The 23,418-nt window shown below is 69.1% G+C and carries 17 protein-coding genes; 7 read left to right on the top strand and 10 right to left on the bottom strand.

The annotated features are described in order from the left end of the window. Positions 1 to 447: 447 nt before the first annotated feature. The 7 genes from ABZ865_RS13800 (at position 448) to ABZ865_RS13770 (ending at position 8,475) form a co-directional block, all read left to right on the top strand. On the top strand, positions 448 to 1,476 hold the full coding sequence (locus ABZ865_RS13800; protein ID WP_361228739.1) for an ABC transporter permease: 1,029 nt from the start codon (positions 448 to 450) through the stop codon (positions 1,474 to 1,476). A 76-nt stretch (positions 1,477 to 1,552) separates the two neighbouring features. Next, the gene (locus ABZ865_RS13795; protein WP_361228736.1) at positions 1,553 to 3,313 is read left to right on the top strand and encodes an ABC transporter substrate-binding protein; all 1,761 of its coding nucleotides are present in this window, start codon (positions 1,553 to 1,555) and stop codon (positions 3,311 to 3,313) included. A 97-nt stretch (positions 3,314 to 3,410) separates the two neighbouring features. After that, positions 3,411 to 4,391, top strand: a complete 981-nt coding sequence (locus ABZ865_RS13790) for an ABC transporter permease (protein WP_361228733.1) — start codon at positions 3,411 to 3,413, stop codon at positions 4,389 to 4,391. 51 nt (positions 4,392 to 4,442) lie between these two features. Beyond that, entirely contained in the window at positions 4,443 to 5,480 is a 1,038-nt protein-coding gene (locus tag ABZ865_RS13785) for an ABC transporter ATP-binding protein (protein WP_361228731.1), read from the top strand. Between the two features lie 24 nt (positions 5,481 to 5,504). Then, entirely contained in the window at positions 5,505 to 6,548 is a 1,044-nt protein-coding gene (locus ABZ865_RS13780; protein WP_361228728.1) for a dipeptide ABC transporter ATP-binding protein, read from the top strand. A 240-nt stretch (positions 6,549 to 6,788) separates the two neighbouring features. Beyond that, positions 6,789 to 7,538, top strand: coding sequence for a methyltransferase domain-containing protein (locus ABZ865_RS13775; protein WP_361228725.1), 750 nt, complete (start codon positions 6,789 to 6,791; stop codon positions 7,536 to 7,538). A gap of 142 nt (positions 7,539 to 7,680) precedes the next feature. Continuing rightward, the gene (locus tag ABZ865_RS13770; protein WP_361228722.1) at positions 7,681 to 8,475 is read left to right on the top strand and encodes a BTAD domain-containing putative transcriptional regulator; all 795 of its coding nucleotides are present in this window, start codon (positions 7,681 to 7,683) and stop codon (positions 8,473 to 8,475) included. Between the two features lie 7 nt (positions 8,476 to 8,482). On the opposite strand, the gene ABZ865_RS13765 is transcribed toward ABZ865_RS13770, so the two are convergent. The 10 genes from ABZ865_RS13765 to typA all read right to left on the bottom strand — a co-directional run bounded on the left by ABZ865_RS13765 (position 8,483) and on the right by typA (position 23,413). Further along, positions 8,483 to 11,941: a BTAD domain-containing putative transcriptional regulator gene (locus tag ABZ865_RS13765; RefSeq protein ID WP_361228719.1), complete on the bottom strand. Its 3,459-nt coding sequence runs from the start codon at positions 11,939 to 11,941 to the stop codon at positions 8,483 to 8,485. Between the two features lie 82 nt (positions 11,942 to 12,023). Then, on the bottom strand, positions 12,024 to 13,256 hold the full coding sequence (locus ABZ865_RS13760; RefSeq protein WP_361228716.1) for a hypothetical protein: 1,233 nt from the start codon (positions 13,254 to 13,256) through the stop codon (positions 12,024 to 12,026). Further along, the gene (locus tag ABZ865_RS13755; protein WP_361228713.1) at positions 13,244 to 14,317 is read right to left on the bottom strand and encodes a HesA/MoeB/ThiF family protein; all 1,074 of its coding nucleotides are present in this window, start codon (positions 14,315 to 14,317) and stop codon (positions 13,244 to 13,246) included. The genes ABZ865_RS13760 and ABZ865_RS13755 overlap by 13 nt, the downstream gene beginning before the upstream one ends. A gap of 63 nt (positions 14,318 to 14,380) precedes the next feature. Continuing rightward, positions 14,381 to 14,521 carry a hypothetical protein gene (locus tag ABZ865_RS13750; protein WP_361228710.1) on the bottom strand — a complete coding sequence of 47 codons (141 nt, stop codon included), beginning with the start codon at positions 14,519 to 14,521 and terminating at the stop codon, positions 14,381 to 14,383. A gap of 138 nt (positions 14,522 to 14,659) precedes the next feature. Then, positions 14,660 to 15,799, bottom strand: coding sequence for a dipeptide ABC transporter ATP-binding protein (locus ABZ865_RS13745; protein WP_361228707.1), 1,140 nt, complete (start codon positions 15,797 to 15,799; stop codon positions 14,660 to 14,662). A gap of 22 nt (positions 15,800 to 15,821) precedes the next feature. Continuing rightward, a complete protein-coding gene (locus ABZ865_RS13740) occupies positions 15,822 to 16,886 on the bottom strand; it encodes an ABC transporter ATP-binding protein (protein ID WP_361228704.1) in 1,065 nt (354 codons plus the stop codon). A gap of 10 nt (positions 16,887 to 16,896) precedes the next feature. Next, positions 16,897 to 17,877: an ABC transporter permease gene (locus ABZ865_RS13735; protein WP_361228701.1), complete on the bottom strand. Its 981-nt coding sequence runs from the start codon at positions 17,875 to 17,877 to the stop codon at positions 16,897 to 16,899. A gap of 91 nt (positions 17,878 to 17,968) precedes the next feature. Continuing rightward, the gene (locus tag ABZ865_RS13730) at positions 17,969 to 19,777 is read right to left on the bottom strand and encodes an ABC transporter substrate-binding protein (RefSeq protein ID WP_361228698.1); all 1,809 of its coding nucleotides are present in this window, start codon (positions 19,775 to 19,777) and stop codon (positions 17,969 to 17,971) included. A 141-nt stretch (positions 19,778 to 19,918) separates the two neighbouring features. After that, positions 19,919 to 20,953: an ABC transporter permease gene (locus ABZ865_RS13725; protein ID WP_361228695.1), complete on the bottom strand. Its 1,035-nt coding sequence runs from the start codon at positions 20,951 to 20,953 to the stop codon at positions 19,919 to 19,921. Between the two features lie 552 nt (positions 20,954 to 21,505). After that, a complete protein-coding gene (typA, locus tag ABZ865_RS13720; RefSeq protein WP_361228692.1) occupies positions 21,506 to 23,413 on the bottom strand; it encodes a translational GTPase TypA in 1,908 nt (635 codons plus the stop codon). Between the last annotated feature and the right edge of the window lie 5 nt (positions 23,414 to 23,418).

Genomic DNA, 23,418 nt, shown 5'->3' with positions numbered 1-23,418 from the left:
ACGCCACATGCACGCCGCTCGATTGCAGCTGGATTACCGCTCGAATGTCGCCCGATTAGGCAGCCTTTAGGGGGACACGTCACCCGAATGCAGGCAGACGCCTGCATGCGCCTTGACGATCTTGCGCTGGGGGCGCAATGGATCTCCGCGCAACGTTGCCGAAACGTTGGATTGCGACGCGTCGATGTACGCATTTCGACACACCACCGTCCGCATAACGAACTCCTTGCCCGATTCGTCCAATTAGTCCGATGAGAAGCACGGATTGATTACGGCGTGCTACCCGCGTAGCTACGGAATGATCAAGTGCGGGTAAAGAAGGTAAAGAGACCACCAAGGCGACCGAGAATTTATTGACCTTGAATGAATTGCGTTGAAAAAGTCCGGCGTAGCCCGTAGGGGAGCGCCCTGCGGAGTCATCAGACCCTCCCTTGGGCCAGGAGCACCATGACCCCCCCAACTCCATCTGCGGCTGCCCCGCTCGAGGTGACCGACGAGACCGTCGAGAAGTCACCCTCGCCCTCCACCCCTAAGGGCAGCGAGAGCCGTTCCCCGGGCCGGCTGGCCTGGACCCGCTTCAAGCGCGACCGTACCGGCGTGGTGTCGGCGTACGTCGTGATCTTCTTCTTCGTGATCGCGATCGCCGCTCCGTTGATCGCCAAGCTCTACGGCAAGAACCCGTACGAGCAGTACGGCCAGGAGACCCCGGGTCTGCTCAACGACTTCGCCTACCCGGTCGCACCCAACGGCGGCATCTCCGCCGACTTCTGGTTCGGCATCGAGCCGCAGCTCGGCCGGGACGTCTTCACGTTCCTGCTCTACGGCATCCGCACCTCGCTGCTCATAGCCACCGCGGCCACGCTGCTGACCACGGCGCTCGGCGTGGTGGTCGGCGTCACCGCCGGCTACCTGGGCGGCAAGACCGACTACCTGATCGGCCGGGTCATCGACATCCTGCTGTCGTTCCCGTCGACGCTGTTCTTCATCGCCTTCATGCCGGTCGTCTACGGCATGTTCGTCCCCTTCGACGAGGATGTCCCGGCCTGGATGCGGGCCACCTGCCTGATCCTCGTCCTGTCCGCCTTCGGCTGGGCCTCCATCGCGCGACTGCTGCGCGGTCAGGTGCTGGGCCTGCGTGAGCGGGAGTTCGTGGAGGCGGCCAAGGTCACCGGTGCCTCCCCGGCCCGCATCATCTTCAAGGAACTGCTGCCCAACCTGTGGACCCCGATCCTCATCCAGTCGACCCTCATGCTCCCGGCCTACGTCACGGCCGAGGCGGGTCTCGCGTTCCTCGGTGTCGGCATGATCGACCCGACCCCGGACTGGGGCGTGATGATCGGACGCGGTGCACAGTTCTACTCGGACGACATCACGTTCATGATCTTCCCGGGCGTTTCGATGGTCCTCTTCGTCCTCGCCTTCAACCTCCTCGGTGACTCAGTGCGCGACGCGCTCGACCCGAAGTCCAAGCGCTGAGTCCCCATCCCCGTCCGGTCACCGCCGTCCGGCTGGTCAGCATCTCTCATCCATCGATCGACTAGGCAGGTAAGCCATGTCCTTTTCCCGCAGAAACTTCCTCATAGCCACGGGTGTGGCGGCCGGTGCAAGCACCGTTCTGAGCGCGTGCAGCAGCGGCAACGCGGGCGGCGCGGGCTCGAACAAGGCCCCCTCCGTGGACAAGGCCAAGGCCGCCACGATCGCCATCGGCACCAAGGCCGACTCCACCGGTCCGGCCCCCGAGGTTCCGGGCGCCCGCAAGGGCGGCACGATCTACACCCTCGACCAGATCGACTGGGACCACCTGGACCCGGCGCAGCTGTACTCCTCGTACGAGGGTGCCTGCTCCGTGCTGTTCCTGCGCGGTCTGACCGGCTACAAGGTCGACTCCAAGGGCAACACCACCCTCGTCGGTGACCTCGCCACCGACGCGGGCACCGTCAAGGACGGCGGCAAGACCTGGTCCTTCACCCTGAAGGACAACGTGAAGTGGGAGGACGGCGCCGACGTCACCATCGCGGACGTCCGCTGGACCTTCGAGCGTCTGTTCGCCAAGTTCGTCACCCAGGGCCCGCGCTACCCGCAGAGCTGGCTGGCCGGCGGCGACAAGTACAAGGGCCCCTACGAGGGCAAGCACCTCAAGTCGATCGAGGTGGACGGCAAGACCATCACGTTCAAGCTGAAGGAGGCCCACGCCGACTTCAACTTCATGCTCGCGATGCGCGGCTTCTCCATCGTGCCGAAGAAGCACGACACCAAGGAGAAGTACGACAAGCGCCCGTTCTCCTGCGGCCCGTACAAGATCGCCAACCGCAGCATCGGCAAGTCGGCCTCCCTGGTGCGCAACGAGCACTGGGTCGCCGAGACGGACCCGATCCGCAACGCCTACCCGGACAAGTTCGAGTTCCAGTTCGGCTTCCAGTCGCTGGCCTCCACCGACCGCTACATCGCCGACAAGGGCAACGACCAGTACACGCTGTCGGTGCTCAACGAGGTCGCTGCCGAGCGCATCCAGAAGGTGATGACGGACGCCACGCTGAAGCAGCGCGTCCTGACCCAGGTCGACACCACCTGCTACTACTTCGCGATCAACACCACGCGCGTCAAGGACGTCAAGGTCCGCCAGGCGCTCAACTACGCGTGGCCGTCGCAGCAGCTGAAGCAGATCCGCGGTGGTTCGCTGTCCACGGCGACCGCTACCACGATCATCAGCCCGCTCACCCCGGGTCACAAGGACTTCGACCTGTACGGCAAGAAGACCAAGCCGATGGGTGACCCGGACAAGGCCAAGGCCCTGCTGAAGGAGGCCGGCAAGGAGGGGCAGCGCATCGTCGTCGCGATGCAGCAGTCCGACAACTCCGTCAAGCAGGCCGTCGCCATCAAGACCGCGCTGACCAAGGCCGGCTTCACCCCGGTCCTCAAGCAGGTCGACAAGACGTCCTTCTACAGCCAGATCGGCCAGCTGGACAACGAGTACGACATGTTCGCCGCGGGCTGGGGCCCGGACTGGCCGGCCGGCTACGCCGTCATCCAGCCCTGCTTCGACGGCAGCCAGATCGCCGACGGTGGCGTCAACTGGCCGCAGCTGAACAACACCAGCGTGAACAAGGCGATCGCCGCCGCCACGGCCGAGACCGACGCGGACAAGGCCACCAAGATGTGGGGCGACGTCGACGAGCAGATCATGCGCCTCGCCGCGGTGGTTCCGGACTACAACCCGATCCGCAACTACTTCTACGGCTCCAAGGTCGGCGGCGTGATCTACGACTCCGGCAACACCTGCATCGCCCTGGGCAAGGTCTTCGCCAAGGCCTGATCCCGCTTACCGGGGCGGCGGCGACCCCGCCGCCCCGGTCCCATCCGACTCGCTTCCCCACATCCCGGCGACGGCGCCCCGTCCGGAAAGTCACGCCATGTTCCGTTTCCTAGTCCGCCGAGTGCTCGGCGCACTTGTCATTCTGCTGATCATCAGCGCCGTCACCTTCATGCTCTACTACGCGCTCCCGCGTGACCCGGCCCGTATGGCGTGCGGCAAGGTGTGCACGCCGGAACTGCTCGCCCAGGTCCGGCACAACCTCGGGATCGCCGACCCGCTGCCGGTGCAGTACTGGCACTGGCTGGAGGGCGTCTTCCTGGGCCGCGACTACGGTGGCCTCGGCAACTGCAACGCGCCCTGCCTGGGCTTCTCCTTCACCAACCGCGAGCCGGTCCTCGGCACGATCCAGGACCGCATGCCGCTGACCGTCTCGCTCGCTCTCGGTGCCGCGTTCTTCTTCCTCATCATCGGCGTCGGCACCGGCATGATCGCCGCGGTCAAGCAGGGCAAGGCGGCCGACAAGATCGCGAGCTCGTTCTCGCTGATCGGCTCCTCGCTGCAGATCTACTTCGTCGGCTACATCGCCATGTTCTTCCTGGTGCAGCAGCTCGGCATCCTGGACCAGCCCTCCTACACCCCGTTCACCGAGAACCCGGCGAAGTGGGCCTCTGGTCTGCTGCTGCCCTGGCTGGTGCTGTCGATCATCTTCACCGCCAACTACACCCGCATGACGCGCTCCCAGCTGGTCGAGCAGCTCAGCGAGGACTACGTGCGTACGGCCCGCGCCAAGGGACTGTCCCGGCGCTCGGTGTTCTTCCGCTTCGCCTGGCGCGGCGCGATGGGTCCGATCGTGACCATCTTCGGCATCGACATGGGAACACTGATCGGCGGTGCCATCATCACCGAGTCCGTCTTCAGCCTCCAGGGCATCGGCCGGCTCGCGCTGACCGCGGTGGACGCCAACGACCTGCCGATGCTGCTCGGGGTGACCATGGTCGCCGCTGCCGCCATCGTCTTCTTCAACATCCTCGTCGATGCCGTCTACGCCCTCATCGACCCGCGGATCCGGCTCGCCTGACCTCCGCCCCTACTCCCGACCCCCCGCATCACCCCCCCCAGGAGCGTCCCCGTGACGAGCACCGATCAGCAGCCGTTCCTCTCCATCAAGGACCTGAAGGTCCACTTCTCCACCGAGGACGGCACCGTCAAGGCCGTCGACGGACTCAGCTTCGACCTGGCCAAGGGCAAGACGCTCGGCATCGTGGGTGAGTCGGGCTCCGGCAAGTCCGTCACCAACCTGACGATCCTGGGCCTCCACGACCGCGCCCGCACCGCCATCGAGGGCGAGATCCTGCTCGACGGCAAGGAACTGCTCACCGCTTCCGAGAAGGAACTCGAGCAGCTGCGCGGCAACAAGATGTCCATGATCTTCCAGGACGCGCTGGCCTCGCTGTCGCCGTACCACACCATCGGCAAGCAGATCGGCGAGACCTACCGCAAGCACACGGGCGCCTCCAAGGCCGAGGCCCGCAAGCGTGCGATCGAGATGCTGCGCCGGGTCGGCATCCCGCAGCCGGACATGCGGGTCGACGACTACCCGCACCAGTTCTCGGGCGGTATGCGCCAGCGCGCGATGATCGCCATGGCGCTGGTCTGCGACCCGGAGCTGCTGATCGCCGACGAGCCGACCACCGCGCTCGACGTGACGGTCCAGGCGCAGATCATGGACCTGCTGAAGGACCTCCAGCAGGAGTTCGGCACGGCCATCATCTTCATCACCCACGACCTCGGTGTCATCGCGGACATCGCGGACGACGTGCTGGTGATGTACGGCGGCCGGTGCGTGGAGCGCGGCACCAAGAAGCAGGTGCTGAGCGAACCGGAGCACCCCTACACGCTGGGTCTGCTCAACTCCATGCCGAGCCTGAACGGTTCGGTCGACGTCCCGCTGACGCCGATCCCGGGTTCGCCGCCCTCGCTGCTCAACCCGCCGACCGGTTGCCGCTTCCACCCTCGCTGCACCTTCGTCGAGAAGGTGGCGGGCGGTCTGTGCTCCACCGAGCGCCCCCAGCTGGAGGTCCTGGAGGGCCGCGGCTCCGCGTGCCACCTCACCGCGGAGCAGAAGCAGGAACTCTTCGCCGACTTCGCCGGAACCCGGCACAACTGACGGACAAGACGGGATTTCACGATCATGAGCAACACGAACCCCCTCCTGGACGTCTCCGGGCTGACCAAGCACTTCCCGATCAAGGGCGGCTTCCCGATCCGGCGGACCGTCGGCGCGGTCCAGGCCGTGGACGGCCTCGACTTCCAGGTGGCCGAGGGCGAGAGCCTGGGCCTCGTCGGCGAGTCCGGCTGCGGCAAGTCCACCACGGGCCGGCTGATCACCCGGCTGCTGGAGCCGACCGGCGGCAAGATCAGCTACCGCGGCCAGGACATCACGCACGCGGGCCGCAGGCAGCTGGCGCCGATCCGGTCCGAGATCCAGATGATCTTCCAGGACCCCTACGCCTCGCTGAACCCGCGCCAGACGGTCGGCAAGATCATCTCCGGCCCGATGGAGATCAACGACATCAACCCGGCCGGCGGCCGCGAGAAGCGCGTCCGCGAGCTGCTGGAGATCGTCGGTCTGAACCCCGAGCACTTCAACCGCTTCCCGCACGAGTTCTCCGGCGGCCAGCGCCAGCGCATCGGTGTCGCCCGGGCGCTCGCCCTGGAGCCGAAGCTGATCGTGGCCGACGAGCCGGTCTCCGCGCTGGACGTCTCCATCCAGGCGCAGGTCGTCAACCTTCTCCAGAAGGTGCAGAAGGAACTCGGCATCGCGTTCGTCTTCATCGCCCACGACCTCGCGGTGGTCCGCCACTTCTCGCAGCGCGTGGCGGTCATGTACCTCGGCAAGATCGTCGAGATCGCCGACCGCGAGGACCTGTACGACAACCCGCGCCACCCCTACACCCGGGCCCTGCTCTCCGCCGTTCCCGAGGCCACGGTGGACGAGGTGCCGCGCGAACGCATCCGCCTCACCGGCGACGTGCCCTCCCCGATCAACCCGCCCTCCGGCTGCCGCTTCCGCACCCGCTGCTGGAAGGCGACGGAGAAGTGCGCCACGGAGGCCCCGCCGCTGGTCCAGGTCGAGGGCAACAAGCCCGGCCACCTGACGGCCTGCCACTACCCGGAGACGGCGGACACCATTCCGGCCCCCCGCCTCTCCAAGGACCCCGAGGCCGCGGTCTGACACACCCCTTTCCGTCAGCCGCCGCCTTGCGGAACGGACTTTCACCGGCCCATTGACCCGAGCCCATGAGCGTCCGCTCCAGGGGATCGAAGGCCCGTGTCTCCCCAGACGCGGGCCTTCCTCCTTTCCGGGAGGAATGAGGAATGCGGCAACCCGCAGGTGATGGTGAGGAGTTGAGAACCCCTCAAGAAGTGCGCCGATCCTGACCCGTCGTTCAACATCGTGTGGCACACTGCCGCGGTGGTGGATCACTCGTTCGGCGATCTCTCGCTCGCGGCGCTGTACGACGGCCTCAATCCATGGGGGCCGGGGGACGACTTCTACCTGGAGTTGGTGATGGCGGCCGGCTCGGTGCTGGACGTCGGGTGCGGTACCGGGCAGTTGTTGCGGCGGGCCAGAGCCGAGGGGCACTCGGGCCGGCTGATGGGGCTCGATCCGGCCGCCGCCATGCTCGTGCAGGCGCGCCGGGCTCGGCCCGACGTCGAGTGGGTGCTCGGCGACACGCGAGCGCGGCTCTGGCAGGGGGAGTTCGACCTCGTCGTCATGACCGGGCACGCCTTCCAGGTGCTGGTGACGGACGAGGAGATCCAGGTCTGTCTGCGCGCCGTCCGCGCGGCCCTCGGGGACGGCGGGCGGTTCGTGTTCGAGACACGGAATCCGGGCGCCCGTGCCTGGGAGCGGTGGACCCCGGAGCGGGTGTACGAGGTCACCGCCGACGACGGAACGCCGGTGCGGGTGTGGCACGAGGTGGAGGGCGGCCTGTCCGGCGGCCGGGTCCGGTTCACGGAGAACTATGAAGGCGTCGGCTGGCCGGCCCCCCGGGCCAGCCACAGCGTCCTCCGGTTCCTGGACAAGGAAGCGTTGGAAGGGTTTCTGACGGAGTCCGGGCTCACCGTCGTGGAGCAGTACGGGGACTGGGGACGGGGGCCGGTGACCCCCGGCTGTCCGGAGATCATCACGGTGGCGCGCCCGGCGGCGGGCCTTCGATGACCGGCCCCGGAGCAGCCGGGTGCCGCTGACGTTCCGGCCACGCGGGTTCCGCTGAGGTACTGGCCATGCGGGATCCGTGCGGCGGCCGAACAGCCGGCGTGCACAGTGGTGAACCCAGTTGTTCCGGATACGGGGGTACGCCATGGACATACAGTTGCTGGGCTGCGTGGAGGCACGCGCCCGTTCCGGCGACAGGGTGCCGCTCCCGCACGGCACGAAACTCCTGCTGGCCGCGCTGGCCTGGACCCCCGGCACCTTCGTGTCCGACGAGGTCCTGTCGGAGCGAGTGTGGCCCGAGCGGCGGCCCCAGCATCCGCGCGATGCCTTGTACATCCAGGCCACCCGGCTGCGCAAGGCGCTCGGCGGCGCCGGCCGGGAGGGCAAGTCCTTCGAACTGTCCCGCCGACGAGGCGGATACGTCCTCGCCGTCGACGAACAGAGCGTCGACAGCACGCGGTTCCGTGCTCTGGTACGTCAGGCCCAGCGGGTCGGACGCGACGGGCGGACGGAACTCGCCCTCGATCTGTACCAGCAGGCCCTGGAGCTGTGGCGCGGCGAGCCGCTGTCCGACGTGCGTACGGCATGGGCGGAATCCGCGCGGGTGACGCTGCGGCGCGAGCACCGGGAGGCGCTGGTCGGCAGCACCGAGCTGCTTCTGCGGTCCGGGCGGCACGACGAGTGCCTGCCGCAGCTGAACTGGCTGTCCCAGATGCATCCCTTCGACGAGAAGGTCGCCGGCCTGCTGATGCTCACCCTGTACCGCGTCGGCCGGCAGGCGGACGCGCTGGACTGCTTCCAGCTGCTGCGCCTGCGGATGACCGAGCAGCTGGGATGCGAGCCGGGCGCCGAACTGCGCGCCCTGCACGAGCGGATCCTGGCCGGGGACCCCGGCCTGATGCCCGCCGGCGCCACAACCTGGGCGGCGAGCCCGTGCTGAACCGGCCTCAGCCGTCGCTGTCGTCGCTGTCGTCGCTGCCATCGGCGAACTCGGTGAAGTGCTCGGTCAGATACAGGCCGAGCCGGGATTCCGCGTCCTGGGGCAGCTCGCGGTGCCGGTGCCGGGCCGGGGGCAGGTGCCGTCCGGGGCCGTGGGACGGGCCGGGCAGGGCCGCGCGGGCGAGGAGTGGGGTGCCGGTCGCGTCGAACAGGGCCGCGGCCTCGGCCCGGGCTGCCGCGGCCGACTCCGCCTGGCCGTACGCCTCGTGTACGGCGGCCAGGGCCAGGGCGGCGCGGGCGTGGACCAGGCGCTGACCGGAGTCCCGGGCCAGACCGACCGCCCGGGTCGCCGCGTCCAGGGCTCCGGCCGGGTCTCCGCTCTCCAGCCGGGTCACCGCCGCGGCGACGTGAACGCGGGGCAGGGTGAGCGGATTGCCGTCGGCGGCCAGACGCTCAGAGCGCTCCAGGTGCTCCAGCGCGTCGGCGGGCCGGCCGGCCGCGCGGGCGACGACGGCGCGTTCCAGCAGGATCTCGACCAGGCCCGCGCGGTGACCGGTGCGTTCGGCGATCTCGAAGGCGGCGTCCAGATGGCCGGTCGCCTCACCCGCCCGCCCGGCCCGCAGCTTGACGGACGCCAGACCCACCAGCGAGTCGACCTGGCAGTTGCGGTTCTCCACCCGCAGGGAGACGGCCAGTGCGTCCTCATAGGCGAGCAGTGCGTGCTCGTCCCGGCCCGCGTCGGCCCGCACCCGGCCAAGTGTTTCCAGGGCCACCGCCTCGGCGTAGGTGGAGCCGGAGTCGCGGGAGACGAGGAAGCAGGTGCGCAGCGCGGCCTCCGCCTCGGCGAACCTGGCCTGCTTCTGGCGGACCAGGGCGAGGTTGACCAGGGCCATCGCACGGTTGTGGTGCGCGGCCTCGCCGATCAGGGCCAGCGCCGCGGTCGCCGCCTCCTCGGCCGCGCCGATCCGGCCCAGGGCCAGGTTCAGCGAGGCGGTGTTGATCAGCATGATCTCCTCGTTCTTGACGTTGCCGAGCGCACGGTAGAGGGCGAGCGCGCGCCGGTAACAGGGCAGGGCGCGCAGCGGTTCGCCCAGCAGTTTCAGGGTGACGCCCTTGCCCTGGAGGGCGACGGCCTCGCCGTACGCCAGGTCGGCGCGCCGCGCCAGCTCCTCCGCCTGCTCGTACTCGGCCAGGGCGCCGCGCAGGTCTCCGTTGCGCCAGCGGGCGTGGCCCACGGACATGCGCATCGCGACCTGACCGGGCCGGTCCCCGGCGCGGTCGGCGGCCTCGCGGGCGAGGACGGCCAGCCGCATCCAGTCGGAGAGCGGCCGACGGTGGTGGAAGAGGTCCTGCAACGCGTCGACCAGCCACCAGACGAACCGGGCCGGCCCGTGCTCGGCGGCGTGACCGATGGCGGCCGCGATGTCGTCCCACGCGGCGTCGAACCAGGCGTACGCCTCCTCGATCGTACGGAACTCCCGTGGCCGGGAGCCGTCGACCGCGTCGGGACGACTGCGCATGACGTACAGACCCGCGGCGGCGGCCGCGTTGACGATGCTCTGCAGATAGTGGTCGAGAACGCGTTCGACGGCGGCGGCGCGTTCGGCGGCGGTGTCCTCGGCCGCCGTGCGGTCGCGGGCGTACTCGTGCACGAGGTCGTGCCAGGCGGGGCGGCCGTGGTCGACGTCCCGCAGCAGGTGGACGCGCTGGGCCAGCCGCAGCAGGTCGGCCGTGTGCGCCACGTCGGTGTGCGCGGCCGCGGCGGCCGCGGCGAGCGACCGGCCGGTGCCGGGCAGCAGGCCCAGGAAGCGGAAGGCCCGCCGGGCTTCCTCCGGAAGGACGCCGTACGACAGGTCGAGGGCGGCGCGTACGGCGACGCTCTCCTCGCCCTCGACGTGCAGCCGGGCCAGTCGGCCGCGGTCGGCGAGGTCGCGGACGTAGGCCCGGATGCTGCCGGGCCGGTCGCCGATCCAGGAGCCGGCCACGCACAGGGCCAGCGGCAGGCGGTCGCAGAGTTCGATCAGTTCGGCGGCGGCCCCCGGATCCGCGGCGACGGCCTCGGAGCCGACGGCGGCGCTGATCAGCTCCAGGGCGGCGGCGCTGTCGAGGACGTCGCACGACACCCGGTACGCCCCGTCCAGGGTGACCAGCCCGCTGAGCTTGTCGCGACTGGTCACGAGGGTCAGTGACCCGGCGGAGGCGGGCCGCAGCAGCCGTACGGTCGAGGCGTCCGCCACGTCGTCCAGGACGACCAGGACCCGGCGGTCCGCCAGCAGCGTCCGGTACAGGGCGGTCTGCGCGTCCGTGCCGAGCGGGATGTCGCGCGGGACGCAGCCCAGCCCCTGCAACAGCAGCGACAGCGCCTCCTCGGGGGTCATCGGCTCGGCGTTGTCGAAGCCGCGCAGGTCGAGGTAGAGCTGCCCGTCGGGGAACCGGTCCGCAACCCGGTGGGCCCAGTGCAGGGCCAGAGCGCTCTTGCCGACGCCGGCCGGGCCGACGATCAGGGCGAGTGGTTCGGCGGTCCGCAGGCAGGAGTCCAGGCGCCGCAGTTCGTCGTCGCGGCCGACGAAACGGCGGGGCACGGACGGGAGTTGGCGCGGTACGCGGCGCTCGGGCATGGCCGGGACCGCGGGTGCGGCCGAGGACGCGGGTGCCGTCGAGGACGCGGGTGCGGCCGGGGTGAGGAGCGGCCGGTCGGGAGGCCGTACGGCCGGCCGGGTGCCGCCTCCCAGGAGGCGCTGGTGCAGGGTCCGTATCTCGTCCGAGGGTTCCACACCGAGTTCGTCGACCATGCGGCGGCGCAGCGCGCCGTACAGCTCCAGGGCCTCGGCGGTCCGCCCGTCCCGTCGCAGGGCGCGCATCAGCAGGGCGTGCGGGCGTTCGCGCAGCGGGTGGGCGGCGGTGAGGCGCAGGAGTTCGGCGATCGCCTGCCGGTGGCGGCCGGTCTCGATGTCCGCCTCGGCCGCGCTCTCGCGGGCCACGAGGTGAAGTTCGCCGAGGCGCCGGCGTTCGGCCTCCTGGACGGCCGCCTCGGGCAGGTCGGGCAGCGGCTCGCCCCGCCACAGGCCGAGGGCCCGCTCGGTGTGGAGCCGTACGGTGTCCCAGTCACCGCGGGCGGCTGCGCGCGAGCCGTCCTCGACGAGGTTCTCGAAGGCGAGCAGGTCGAGTTCGTCGGGGCGGGCGTGCATGACATAGCCGGGTCGGCGCGTGGTCAGCAGGCTCGGGCCGGCGGGGCCGAGGGCGCGCCGGACCTCCGCGACAAGGGCCCGCACACGCGCGGCGCCCGCGCCGGGCGGGCGGTCGTCCCACAGGCAGTCGATCAGCCGGTCGACGGAGACCACGTGGTTCGCGTGGAGCAGGAGCGCGGCACACAGCGCGCGCTGACGCCCGGTGAGCACGACGGGTCGCCCGTCGATCTCGACTTCCAGGGGGCCGAGCAGGCGGAAGCAAAGCCGGGGGGTGCGCATTCACAGAACGTAATGCAGGGGCGATGGCCGGGCAACGTCCGTCCGACGTGCGGAGGTTCGCACACGGGCCCCGGCGGTCTCCTCAGACCGTACGCCGCTGCGCCCACCTCCGTACGGTCCGCACCGCCCCGCGTACCCGCCTTCCGTGCCGGCGCCACCACAGCCGCGCCCACAGCGACTGAAGTGCGGTCAGGAGCACGACCGTGACCAGGGCGTCGAGCCGCAGCAGCGGGTCCGCGTCGGTCACCAGGCGGTGGGCCGAGCGGGCCAGCAGGGGCCAGGTGACGTCCAGCAGGAGCCGCAGGCCGACGAAGACGCAGATGACCGTGCCCGCCACCGCGCCCGTCGCGTACGCCTTCAGCATGCGCCGCTCGCCGGGGCGCAGCGCGGCCAGCGGGTCCCGGCTCGGCCGTCGCAGGAGGCGGGCCGCGAGGTGGCGGAGGTAGGCCCCGGCATCGCTGTAGAGGTTGCGGCAGCCGGTGAGGTCCTGGACGACGAAGTACAGGTCGGTGCGCATGAAGACCAGGCACTGGTTGGCGAACGAGGTGACCAGGGTCATCGCCACGACGGGCAGCAGGGGCGAGCGGACGCCCGCCGCCAGGGCGAGGAGACAACCGCCCCAGACGGCGCCGTCCAGGGCGAGCCCGGACAGGTACACGGTGAGCCGTGCACGGCGGTCCTTCAGCCAGATCCCGGAGACCTCGGTCTGCGCCACCAGGAACTGCAGCCGGGTGCCCAGCCGGACCCGGCCGGCCACTCCGGCGGCCCGCGCGGTCACCAGGTGCGCCAGTTCGTGCAGGCCGATCAGGCACCAGGCGACGAGGGACTGCACAAGGAGGTTGACGGTGCCGTAGTGCGCCCACACCAGGTCGTCCCACGAGGGCAGACCACGCCGTCGCAGTACGACGGCCGTGAGCCCGGCGAGCGGCACGGCCAGGACGAAGGCGTGCAGGACGGGGTGCAGAGCCCAGCGGACGTGCCGCTGCCGCAGTCGGGGGAAGGAGACCGGAACCGGCTCGGTCTCGAACCGGCGCTCCCCGATCGCGGCGACCAGCCCGGCCGCCGCGAGCGACTCGGCGAAGGCCCCGACGTCGAGGTCACGGCCGGTGTCCCGGCGCAGTGCGGCCCGGGCCTGCCCCACCGTGCGGCCCTCGGTCAGCAGCCGCAGCGCGGCCAGTCCGATCTCGGGCAGTGCGACGACCTGCTCGTTGCCCTGCCGCCCGACGATCCACTCGTCCCGGTCCCGGCGCACCTCCAGCGGGTGCAGGACGACCATGGGATCCGGCTTCGGCGGTGCCGCCGTCACGGTCGGCACAGCCGGCAGTCGGGCCGGGCCGGGTGGCGGACGAAGACGTGCTGGTCGGGGGCGATCAGGTTCACGCCGCGCACGAAGCCGGGCGGGGTCGTGCCGATGCCGGTGAGCAGGGAGATCACCTCGTGGGCGATGAACTGCCCGGAGATCCCCGCGGCGGGGGCCAACGCGCCGGCGGTCCCCAGGTGCGGGGTCCAACCGGGCTTGAGTTTGGCTTCCTCACCCGCGCCGACGCACTCGAAGCAGGGACCCCCGGGTGCGTACACGCCGACGGTCGCCAGGGGGCCGCTGTAGCCGGCGGACACCCAGGGCACGCCGAGGGCGGCGCAGACCCGGTTCGTCATCTTCCGGATGAGGTCGCCGCGGGGCTCGTCCGCGCACAGGACGAAGACGTCCCGGTCCCGGGCGAGTTCGGTGAGGTCGGCCTCGGTGTCGGCGCGGCGGGTCTCGTGCGTGTAGCGGCCCGCCGAGTTGACGGCGGCGAGGCGGCGGGCCGCGGTCTCCGCCTTGGGGCGGCCGAGATCGGACTCGGTGTACAGCACCTGCCGGCTCAGGTTGGACTCCTCGACCACGTCGGGGTCCACCAGGTGCAGGTCGCCCACGCCGGCGGCGGCCAGCGACCAGGCGGCATGACTGCCCGCGCCGCCCACGCCCAGCACCGTCACGCGGGCCCGCTTCAGCCGCAGCTGAGAGGACCAGGGGTCGGTGCCGGGGCGGAGGTCGACGTACCGGAAGTAGGTGTGGTTCCTGCTGTAGCGCTCGCGCTCGCGGTCGGTGAGGCCGTCCGGAGGGTCGGCGGAGGCGTCCTCGACGTAGCCGGTCGCCAGCAGTTCGGCGAGCAGCCGACGGGCGCCTTCGGCTCCCAACGCGGGGTGCTTGTCCGCGAGTCCGCGCTCGATGCGGTCCGGCGGTGCGGTGCCGTCGAGCATGGTGAGCGCGTCCCAGATCCAGCCCTGTGGATCGGCGATCTCCGCCGCGACCCCGTAGACCCCGCCGCCGAGCCGGAGTGTCCCGTCGTCGAAGCGGTGCGGGGCGTGCTCCGCCTTGACCCGTGGCAGCTTCACGATCGTCTCCTTCGGAAGACGGCACCGGCGGCGGGCCAGGCCCGCCGCCGGTGTCAGCCGGTGTCAGCTGTCGATCTGCTTGTTCTGGATCGTCTCGATCTTGTCCAGGAGGCGGACCTGGATGAACTCGGGCTGCTGCGGCACCTCGGTGTCGGCGTGCAGGCCCTGGTCGCCGAACGATTCGGCGTTGATGGTGTGCTCCACGGTGCTCTCCCCTTCCGATGGAACGGACCCGGCGGGCAGCCGTCCATACCGGTCGCCCACCGCTGCGTTCCAGCATCGGGCAGGGGGCTTTCCGTGGTCTTTCACCGGTCTTTCACCGCTCCCGCGACGCGGCGGACGCTATGCCTGCCCCGAATTCCCCGAGTCCCCCGACTCCTCCAGCGCCGCCAACGCCGGGTCCAGCACGATGTCCTCGTCGCGGGCCTCGGTCGTCGGGTCCTCCGGGAAGTGGCAGGCCGTCAGGTGGTCGGTGCGGTTGCCGGAGATCTGGACCAGCGGGGGTTCCTCGGTGGCGCACTTGTCCTGGGCCTTCCAGCAGCGGGTGCGGAAGCGGCAGCCGGACGGGGGGTTGATCGGGGAGGGCACGTCACCCGCAAGGCGGATGCGTTCACGCGCGGGTGCGTCGTCGTCCGTGAGGCTCACCTCGGGGACGGCGGACAGCAGGGCGTGGGTGTAGGGGTGACGGGGGCGGGTGTAGATCGACTCCCGGTCGCCGACCTCGATGATCTTGCCGAGGTACATCACCGCCACGCGCTGCGAGAAGTGGCGGACCACCGCCAGGTCATGGGCGATGAAGAGGAACGCGATCCCCAGGTCCTTCTGCACCTGCTGCAACAGGTTCACGACCTGCGCCTGGATGGAGACGTCCAGGGCGGAGACCGGCTCGTCGGCCACGATCAGCTTCGGCTCCAGGGCCAACGCCCGGGCCACGCCGATGCGTTGCCGCTGGCCGCCGGAGAACTCGTGCGGGAAGCGGTTGTAGTGCTCGGGGTTCAGGCCGACGATCTCGAGAAGTTCGCGGACGCGCTTCTCGGTGCCCCCCTCCGGGTCGATGCCGTTGATCTCCATCGGACCCGAGATGATCTTGCCGACCGTCTGCCTCGGGTTCAGCGAGGAGTACGGATCCTGGAAGATCATCTGGATCTCGGACCGGATCGGCGCCAGCTGCTTGCGCGAGGCGTGGCTGATGTCCTGGCCGCGGTAGGAGATCGTGCCGCCCGACGGCTCCAGCAGCCGGGTGATCAGCCGGCCCGTGGTCGACTTGCCGCAGCCCGACTCGCCGACCAGACCGAAGCTCTCGCCCACGTGCACGGTCAGGTCGATGCCGTCGACCGCCTGGACATGCCCGACCGTACGGCGGATCGGGAAGCCGCCCTTGACCGGGAAGTGCTTGGTCAGCCCCGAGACCTGCAGCAGCGGTTCCCCGTCCGCCGCGGCGGCTTTCCGGCTCGGGGCCGGGAGGACCAGGTCCTCTGTCATGACGGTGTCCTCCTATGACGACCTAGCCCAGCCGGGGCTTGATCTCTTCGATGAAGATGGTCCGCTTCTGCTCCGCGGTGAGGTGGCAGGCGGAGGCCCGGTCCGGGGCCAGCAGGGGGCGGTCGCTGACGCAGCGGCCCGCGCCGTCGACGCGGTCCTGGAAGGTGCAGCGGGGGTGGAAGCGGCAGCCCGACGGCGGGTTGAGCAGCGAGGGCGGGGCGCCCGGGATGGGGGCCAGCGGCGCGTTCGGGTCGGAGTCGAGGCGCGGCATCGAGTTCAGCAGGCCCCAGGTGTACGGGTGCTGGGGCGCGCGCAGCACCTCGTCGACCGTGCCCCGCTCCACCGCGCTGCCCGCGTACATCACCATGATGTCGTCGGCCATGTCGGCGATCACGCCGAGGTCGTGGGTGATGAAGACGATGCCGGAGCCGAACTCCTGCTGGAGGTCCTTGAGCAGGTCGAGGATCTGCGCCTGCACGGTCACGTCCAGCGCGGTGGTCGGCTCGTCGGCGATCAGCAGGTCGGGGTCGCACACCAGCGCCATGGCGATCATCGCGCGCTGGCGCATACCGCCGGAGAACTGGTGCGGGTAATCCTTGGCCCGTTCCTTGGGGTTGGGGATGCCGACCTTGGCGAGCATCTCCACCGCGCGCTCCCAGGCCGCCTTCTTGGAGGCGCCGGTGTGCTTCATGAACGGCTCGGCGATCTGCCGGCCGACGGTGTAGTACGGGGAGAGCGCGGTCAGCGGGTCCTGGAAGATCATGGCGACCTTGTTGCCGCGCAGCTTCTCCAGCTCGGACTCCCGGGCGGTCGTCAACTCCTTCCCGTCCAGCAGGATCTCGCCCTCGACGGTGGTGAACATCGGGTTGTGCAGGCCGAGGACGGTCAGGTTGGTGACGGACTTGCCGGAGCCCGACTCCCCCACGATGCCGAGCGTCCTGCCGCGTTCCAGGTCGAAGGAGAGCCCGTCGACGGCCCGTACGACGCCGTCCTCGGTCTTGAAGCTGACGTGCAGGTCCCGCACCGAGAGCAGGGGGCCCGAGCCGGCCGGGACCGGAGCTTCGGCTTCCTTGGTCAGAGTGGTCACGACAGTGCTCCTAGGACAGCCGCACGCGCGGGTCGATGAAGGCGTACGCGGCGTCGACGATGATGTTGAACAGCAGGATCATGGCGGCGGCGAACAGCATCACGCCGAGCAGCAGCGGCAGGTCGCTGAAGAAGACGGACTGCACGGCCAGTTGGCCGAGTCCCGGCAGGCTGAAGGTGTACTCGGTGATGATCGCGCCGCCGAGCAGGGACCCGAGGTCGATGCCGAAGATGGTGACGATGGGGATCAGCGAGCCGCGCCAGGCGTAGCGGAAGAAGACGTACCGCCGGGACATGCCCTTGGCGCGGGCGGTGCGGACGTGTTCCTCCTGGAGCTGTTCGATCATCGACGAGCGCGCCATACGGGTGTACTGCGCGGCGAAGATCGTGGAGAGGATCACCCAGGGGATGATCAGCCCGGTGAACCAGGCGGCCGGGTCCTTGGTGAAGTCGTTGTACGCGGGCTTGTCGAACCAGTGGGTCTGGTAGACGAGGATCGCCAGGGCCAGCGGGCCGAGGAAGTAGATCTGCATCGAGCCGATGACCATGGACACGGCGGTCGCCGTCTTGTCGGCCAGCGTGCCGCGCCGCCAGGCCGCGAGCAGACCGGTGCCGAGGCCGAGGAGCAGGAAGCAGATGGCGCTGCCGAGGGTCAGCGAGACCGTGGTGGGCAGCCGGTCGATCAGCGTGCCCCAGACCTGCTCGTTGGTGTGGTACGAGTACCCGAAGCAGGGGGCGGGGCAGGGGCCCTGGGCGAACTGGTCGCTGCCCATGACGAGGTTGTGCAGGAAGATCCCGTACTGCTCGGGGATCGACTTGTCGAGGCCGAGCACATGGTGGATGTTGGCGATGCTGTCCGGGTTGCAGGTCTTGCCACACATCAGCAGCGCCGGGTCCCGGGGTACCCCGAAGAACAGAATGAACGTGACGATGCTCAGCAGGAAGAGGATGACGACGGCACCGAGGGTCCGGCGGACGAGGAAGCGCAGCATGGCAGGGGCAGCTCTCTGACGTCGGCGGTCCGGGGGTACCCGGCGCGCCCTGGGTGTGGGCGCGCCGGGTACCGGAGGGGGACGGGGACGGTTACTTGATGAACAGGCGACGCGGGTCGACGCCGCCGATCACGTCGTCATAGACGAGGCCGCCGACCTTGGAACCGGCGATCTGGGTCTGCTTGTAGTACGCGGTCGGGACGACGTTGACGCTGTCCTTCACGATGTACTGGTCGAGCTTCTCCCACTCGGCCGCGGACTTGACCGGGTCGGTGATCTGGTTGATGCGGTCGATCTCGCTGTTGATCTTCGGGTCGTTGATCTGCGAGTAGTTCTGCGCGCCGTCGGCGATCACGCGGCCGTCGTACAGCGGCGGGATCACGGTCGAGGCGGACGGCCAGTCGGCACCCCACGCGGTGTGGAAGATGTCGTAGTTGTTGTCCAGCTTGGAGACCTGGTCGTAGTAGGTCTCGGCCGGGATCTCCTGGCGCTGGACGTCGAAGCCGGCCTTCTTCAGGCCCGCCGCCATGGCGGTGGAGTACTGCTGGCCCTCGGGGGTGTTGATGTAGCCGAAGGTCAGCTTCATGTTGAGCTTGCCGGCCTTCTTCAGCAGCTCCTTGGCCTTGGCCGGGTCACCGGCGGGCTTCTTCTTCTTGCCCCACGGGTCGAAGGCGGCGTCGTAGCCGGAGACGGTCGGGGAGATCAGACCGCCGGCGACCTCCATGGCGTCGTTGCCGCCGAAGGCGCGCACGAACGGCGTGATCGGCAGGGCGTAGGCGATGGCCATGCGGACGTTCTTGTCCTGCAGCGCCGGGTGGTGCATGTTGATGTTCATCTGACCCACGTACGGCTGGTAGCCGGAGACCGTGCGGGCCTTCATCTTCGGGTCGCGCAGCACCTTGGAGAGGTTGCCCGCGTCGACCTGGTTGTTGAAGCTGATGCCGGTCTGGTCCGCGCCGCTGTCGGCGAGCAGGGCCTTGGTGGAGGTCTCGAACTGCTGGTTGAACGTGATGTTGAACTGGTCGATGTACTGGTGGCGGATCGGGTCCGTCTTCGGGTCCCAGTTGGTGTTCTTGACCAGCACCATCGACTTGCCGGACTTGAACGACTGGATCTTGTACGGGCCGGTCACCACGGGCGCCTTGTCGTAGCGCTCCTTGGTGTCGCCCTTCTCGGAGACGATCGCGTAGCCCGCCATGGCCAGCGCGTAGGGCAGGTCGGGGTGCGCGGTCTTGAAGTGGAAGACGATCGTTTTGTCGTCCGGGGTCTCCAGGACGGAGGCGGGCAGGTGCTTGCCCTTGTACGGGCCGTCCTTGAGGAGCGCGCGGTACTTGGCGCCCGGGGTGTCGGCCAGCCACTGCTGGAGGTAGGTGGGGCCCTGGTTGATGAACGGGGCGAAGAGCCGCTCGACGGTGTGCCGGACGTCCTTGGACGTGATCGGGGAACCGTCCTGGAACTTGATGCCGTCCTTCAGCGTGTACTTCCAGGTCTTGCCGCCGTCGGTGGTGGTGCCGGAGTCCGTGGCGAGGTCGCCCACGACCTCGTGCTTGGAGCCGTCGTCGCTGGTCGCCTTGTAGCCGGTGAGGCCTCTGTGGAGCAGCGTCGCGAGGGAGCCCTCGTCGGAGACGTAGATCTGCGCCGGGTCGAGGTGGGCGTAGCTGTCGCGCTGGAGGACCTCCATCGTGCCGCCGGGCTTGGCGCCGGGTACCTCGGCGGCCGGCCCCGTGGAGTCCGCCACGCCACCGAACTTGATGGACGCCTGCTGGCGCTTGGCGTTCTCCTTGTCCTTCTGGTTGTCGCCGCCGCTGTCGCTGCCGCCCTTGCTGCAACCGGTGAGCACAAGAGCTCCGGCCGCGAGCACGGAGAGTGCGCCGTATACGTGGCGTCCGCCCCTACTCATCACGAAGATTCCCACCCATCTGTGTGTCACCAGTGCGTTCTTGTGTCACCAGTGCGAAGAACTCTGCTGAAAGTGCAGTGATGTGCTGTGAATGTGCAGTGATGTGCCGTGATTGTGCGGTGATGTGCGTGAACCGCTCGGTCAGCGAGCCGTCTTGGGATCGAAGGCGTCCCTGACCGAGTCCCCGAGCAGGTTGAACGCGACGATGAAGATGATCATCGAGATGCCGGGGAAGAACATGTAGGTGATGTCGTTCTGCATCACCAGTTCGGTGGACGCCTTGGAGAACATCTGCCCCCAGTCCGGCGTCGGTTCGACGATGCCCACACCGAGGTAGGACAGGCCCGCCTCGGCCGTCACGAACGCGGGGAGCAGATACGTCGACTGCACGAGCAGCGGGGTGACGACGTTCGGCAGGATCTCCTTGCGGATGATCCGCCACGGCGAGGCGCCGCTGACCCGGGCCGCCTCGATGAACTCCCGTTCGCGCAGGGCGAGTGAGGTGCCGCGCAGGATGCGCGCGAGGCTCATCCAGCCCAGGAACCACTGGACGAGGATGAGGGCGACCACGCGGACGTAGGTGGGGGTCTCGTCGCGTGGGCTGACGAACAGTGAGACGACGACCGGCATGCTCGCGATGAAGAACAGCTGGGCCGGGAAGGCCAGCAGGAAGTCGATGATCCGGCCGATGATGAAGTCGGCCTTGCCGCCGAGGTAGCCGGCCGCGACGCCGAGCAGGATGCCGGTGATGACGACCGTGACGGTGACGGCGAGCGAGATCATCAGCGAGGTGCGGATACCGTAGAGCAGCTTGGTGAAGACGTCGTAGCCGTTGCCGGGTTCGAGCCCGAACCAGAACTCGCCGCTGATGCCGCCGTTGGGCTGCACCGGCACACCCGCGCTGTCGAAGAGCTCGGGGCGTTCGTCGGCGTAGATCGTGTAGGGGTCCTTGCCGTACAGCTTGGAGATCAGCGGCGCGAGCAGCCCGATCAGGAAGAAGAAGGCCACGACATAGGCCGAGATCACTCCGGAGCGGTCGCGCTTGAAGCGCATCCACATCAGCTGGCCGGGAGACCGGCCTTCGAGCTGGACGGACTCGGTCTTCGCCTTCGGCTCTGGTTCGCCGTCGACGACCACCGACGGCCCGCCGCCCTCGATGTCGATAGGACTTGTCACGGTTCGTCCGTTTCGCAGGTATGGGTGTGGGAGGTGTCCGGGTAGCTTGAGAGCGCGCGAGACCGCGGGAATCCGCAGGAGGACGCGCGTAGTTCTACGGCCGGATCACACCACTGGACGCGACGACCTGACCCACCTGGTGCGTGTGACACCGCGCATGGGGGTTCCTCCTCATGACTCCACGTGTTCACCTACAGGAGAGGGTTTCCGTCTTCCCTCCGACACCCCTGACGGAGGGTCAGACACCCCCTGGTGCTCGTGAGTCGGCGCTGTCCCCACAGCGCGAGACCCATTGACCCGAGCGCTACGCGGCTAACTATCTGCCATGGGTCGACCACCGACCACTGCCCGTAGATCTCAATTCAGTCACAGCTCGCGGCCGCATCTTCCAAAATCTGGACAAACTGTTCGACCGAAGAGTGCGCGAAACGGACTTGTTACATGGCTATCGGGCAGCGATCTCCGCAAGTCGGACATGGTCGCCCGGAAAACGGGTTGCAAAAAGCCCGGATGCCCCCATCCTGGGGACACCCGGGCTCAACTGCTCCGGAATCAGCCGTGCTTGGCGCGGCTGGCGGCGCGGGCGCGCTCACGCTGGTCGAGGTTCACCTTGCGGATGCGAACGGCCTCCGGGGTCACCTCGACGCACTCGTCGTCACGGCAGAACTCCAGCGACTGCTCCAGCGACAGCTTGCGCGGCGGCACGATCGACTCGGCCACGTCGGCCGTCGAGGACCGCATGTTGGTGAGCTTCTTCTCCTTGGTGATGTTGACGTCCATGTCGTCGGAGCGGGAGTTCTCACCGACGATCATGCCCTCGTACACCTCGGTGCCCGGCTCCACGAAGAGCACGCCGCGCTCCTGAAGGTTCGTCATCGCGAACGCGGTGACGGCACCGGAGCGGTCGGCGACCAGCGAGCCGTTGTTGCGGGTCTGCAGCGCGCCGAACCAGGGCTCGTGGCCCTCGTGGATCGAGTGGCCGATGCCCGTACCGCGGGTCTGGGTCAGGAACTCGGTACGGAAACCGATCAGACCGCGCGACGGGACCACGAACTCCATGCGCACCCAGCCGGAGCCGTGGTTGGACATGTTGTCCATGCGGCCCTTGCGGACGCCCATGAGCTGCGTGACCGCGCCCATGTGCTCCTCGGGCACGTCGATGGTCATGCGCTCGACCGGCTCGTAGACCTTGCCGTCGACGTCCTTGGTGACCACCTGCGGCTTGCCGACGGTCAGCTCGTAGCCCTCCCGGCGCATGGTCTCGACCAGGATGGCGAGCGCCAGCTCACCACGGCCCTGGACCTCCCAGGCGTCCGGACGCTCGGTCTCGAGGACGCGCAGCGAGACGTTACCGATCAGCTCGCGGTCCAGGCGGTCCTTCACCTGGCGGGCGGTGACCTTACGGTCCTTGACGGCCGACTTCGCGTCGGCGCCCTTGCCGGTGCCGCCGCGGCCGACCAGCGGCGAGGTGTTCGTGCCGATGACCATGGAGATCGCCGGCTCGTCCACCGTGATCAGCGGCAGCGCGACCGGGTTCTCCGGGTCGGCCAGGGTCTCGCCGATCATGATGTCCGGGATACCGGCCACCGCGCAGATGTCACCGGGGCCGGCCACCTCGGCGGGCTTGCGGGTGAGCGCCTCGGTCATCATCAGCTCGGAGATGCGCACGTTGCTGATGGAGCCGTCACGCTTGATCCACGCGACCGTCTGGCCCTTGCGCAGCTCGCCCTGCTCCACGCGCAGCAGCGCGATACGGCCGAGGAAGTTGTCGGCGTCCAGGTTGGTGACGTGGGCCTGGAGCGGCGCCTCCTCCTCGTAGGTGGGGGCCGGGATGTGCTCCAGGATCGTGGAGAAGAACGGCTCCAGGCTGTCGCTGTCGGCGGGGACCGTGCCGTTCTCCGGCTTGGTCAGCGAGGCGATGCCGTCACGGCCGCAGGCGTAGACGATCGGGAACTCGATCTGCTCCTCGTCGGCGTCCAGGTCGAGGAAGAGGTCGTAGGTCTCGTTGACGACCTCGTCGATGCGGGAGTCCGGGCGGTCCGTCTTGTTGATGCACAGGATGACGGGCAGGCGCTGCTGGAGCGCCTTGCGCAGCACGAAGCGGGTCTGCGGCAGCGGGCCCTCGGAGGCGTCCACCAGCAGCACGACACCGTCGACCATCGACAGACCGCGCTCGACCTCGCCGCCGAAGTCGGCGTGGCCGGGGGTGTCGATGATGTTGATGGTGATCGGGTCCCCGCCGTCCTTCGGGTGGTACTTGACCGCCGTGTTCTTGGCGAGGATCGTGATGCCCTTCTCACGCTCCAGGTCGTTCGAGTCCATGACCCGGTCGTCGACCTGGTCGAGCTGGTGGGCGGCGAACGCGCCGGCCTGCTTCAGCATGCCGTCGACGATGGTGGTCTTGCCGTGGTCGACGTGGGCGACGATGGCGACGTTGCGGATGTCGTGGCGCGTGGCCATATTGC

The sequence above is a fragment of the Streptomyces sp. NPDC047085 genome, assembly GCF_040643735.1.
Lineage (GTDB): Bacteria > Actinomycetota > Actinomycetes > Streptomycetales > Streptomycetaceae > Streptomyces.
The sequence above is the reverse complement of the archived record's forward strand: the minus strand, read 5'-3'. Positions and strand labels throughout refer to the sequence as shown.

What these genes read in the sequence shown, in the direction of transcription:
- ABZ865_RS13800 (WP_361228739.1), top strand. Translation starts at nt 448, where the DNA reads ATGACCCCCCCAACTCCATCTGCGGCTGCCCCGCTCGAGGTGACCGAC.
- ABZ865_RS13795 (WP_361228736.1), top strand. Translation starts at nt 1,553, where the DNA reads ATGTCCTTTTCCCGCAGAAACTTCCTCATAGCCACGGGTGTGGCGGCC.
- ABZ865_RS13790 (WP_361228733.1), top strand. Translation starts at nt 3,411, where the DNA reads ATGTTCCGTTTCCTAGTCCGCCGAGTGCTCGGCGCACTTGTCATTCTG.
- ABZ865_RS13780 (WP_361228728.1), top strand. Translation starts at nt 5,505, where the DNA reads ATGAGCAACACGAACCCCCTCCTGGACGTCTCCGGGCTGACCAAGCAC.
- ABZ865_RS13770 (WP_361228722.1), top strand. Translation starts at nt 7,681, where the DNA reads ATGGACATACAGTTGCTGGGCTGCGTGGAGGCACGCGCCCGTTCCGGC.
- ABZ865_RS13765 (WP_361228719.1), bottom strand. Translation starts at nt 11,941, where the DNA reads ATGCGCACCCCCCGGCTTTGCTTCCGCCTGCTCGGCCCCCTGGAAGTC.
- ABZ865_RS13745 (WP_361228707.1), bottom strand. Translation starts at nt 15,799, where the DNA reads ATGACAGAGGACCTGGTCCTCCCGGCCCCGAGCCGGAAAGCCGCCGCG.
- ABZ865_RS13735 (WP_361228701.1), bottom strand. Translation starts at nt 17,877, where the DNA reads ATGCTGCGCTTCCTCGTCCGCCGGACCCTCGGTGCCGTCGTCATCCTC.
- ABZ865_RS13730 (WP_361228698.1), bottom strand. Translation starts at nt 19,777, where the DNA reads ATGAGTAGGGGCGGACGCCACGTATACGGCGCACTCTCCGTGCTCGCG.
- typA (WP_361228692.1), bottom strand. Translation starts at nt 23,413, where the DNA reads ATGGCCACGCGCCACGACATCCGCAACGTCGCCATCGTCGCCCACGTC.